Here is a 304-nt window from a genome sequence, read left to right on the forward strand (position 1 = left end):
CAACTTTAACAATTTCAGTAACACCAGTGTCAGATTTAAGTGATGATAGTGAAACTGTCACGATAGCTGAAGATACAACCGCCACGGGCAATGTGTTAGATAATGCTGAAACAGCAGACGGTCCACTAACTGTCACTAGCTTTACAGTTGGTGGGAATACGTACAATGCAGGTGACACGGTTATTCTCACTGAAGGTGAGTTAACTTTAAATACCGATGGTAGTTATACCTTCACACCTAATGATAATTTCAACGGTGCTGTTCCTGTTATTACATATACAGTTACCGATGGTGCTGGTGACAC

Annotated in this window: 1 protein-coding gene; it reads left to right on the forward strand. The window is 41.1% G+C overall.

All coding sequences use genetic code 11. The annotated features are described in order from the left end of the window. Nucleotides 1–26 precede the first annotated feature (26 nt). Nucleotides 27–304: Ig-like domain-containing protein (locus H4J69_RS19780; protein ID WP_310733626.1), on the forward strand; the 278-nt coding region annotated here is incomplete at its 3' end.

The organism is Colwellia sp. BRX10-9, assembly GCF_014077405.1.
Taxonomy (GTDB): domain Bacteria; phylum Pseudomonadota; class Gammaproteobacteria; order Enterobacterales; family Alteromonadaceae; genus Colwellia_A.